Annotated in this window: 1 protein-coding gene; it reads right to left on the bottom strand. The window is 47.0% G+C overall.

Annotation, left to right across the window (positions count from 1 at the left end; translation table 11 throughout):
* Positions 1-171: 171 nt before the first annotated feature.
* On the bottom strand, positions 172-1,216 hold a 1,045-nt coding region (locus A3729_RS17750; RefSeq protein ID WP_068634138.1), incomplete at its 5' end, for an aldehyde dehydrogenase family protein.

Raw genomic sequence — 1,216 nt, 5'->3', positions numbered from 1 at the left:
AGTGCCTAAGTCAATTTTACAGTATTGGAAGTATAGACAACCAAGAACTAAAGAAGGGGCGGAATAGTAACCAAATTTCGGGTGGGTTGCTAGTCAGCTTGTTGTAAACAAGAAGTCTGCGCTGGCAAGATAGCCAGCGCATTTGAAGGGTTATCTCTATAAGGAGCTAGCTTATCGTAAGAAAATAGAGAATAAGGCCTTATGAATCAAGGTACCAAAAGGAGGGTAGGCAAACTTGGTACTGTTGAAATGATTCTTGCAGAATACTGATTTTGCATGAGAGAAGGTCAGGAAGCCTTGCTCGCCGTGGTAGGAGCCCATACCTGATTCACCAACGCCGCCAAAATGTAAGTCTTCTTGAGCAAAGTGAGAGACTGTGTCGTTAATGCAGACGCCGCCAGCTCGAACTTGTTCTAGTACATATTGCTGTTCGTCTTTGTCCATTCCAAAATAGTAAAGCGCCAAGGGCTGAGGGCGATCATTAATGAAGTCCAGAGCTTGGTCTAGCGACTTAGTGGGTAGGATTGGCAGGATTGGGCCAAAGAGTTCTTCTTGCATCACTAGCATATCATCAGTGGCATTTAGCACCAGGTGGATAGGCATCTTACGTGTACCGGTTTGCATATCTTCGTCAGCCGGGTTGCACTCAATAATCGTTGCGCCTTTGCTTTTTGCATCGTCCAGGTAAGATTGCAGGCGTGCGAGCTGTCGTTCATCGACTACGCTGGTGAAGTCAGTGTTGTGCTTCAGCGTTGGGTACATCTTGGCAAAGAAGTGTTGGAATCGATCAACGAAATGCTCCAGGCGGTGCTCTGGACAAAGAATGTAGTCAGGTGCAATGCAGGTTTGGCCAGCATTAAAAGCCTTACCAAAAACAATTGACTGTGTTGCATCGTCCATATTGACATCGTCAGAGATGATTGTTGGAGATTTGCCGCCAAGCTCAAGCGTGACGGGTGTTAAGTTAGCCGCCGCTGCTTTCATTACATGGCGGCCAACAGCCGTTGAACCGGTAAACAGTAAATGGTTCCATGGGATGCTAGAGAACTCAGTCGCGACTTCTGCATCACCCTGAACAATCGCAACCAGATCTTGAGGAAAGGTGTCGGAGATTAGTTGCTCGATTAGTGCAGAGGTCTGCGGTGTAAACTCTGACATCTTGATCATGGATCTGTTACCTGCAGCCAAAGCAGCGACAAGAGGGCCCATTGATAAA

This window comes from Oleiphilus sp. HI0043 (genome assembly GCF_001634935.1).
The sequence above is the reverse complement of the archived record's forward strand: the minus strand, read 5'-3'. Positions and strand labels throughout refer to the sequence as shown.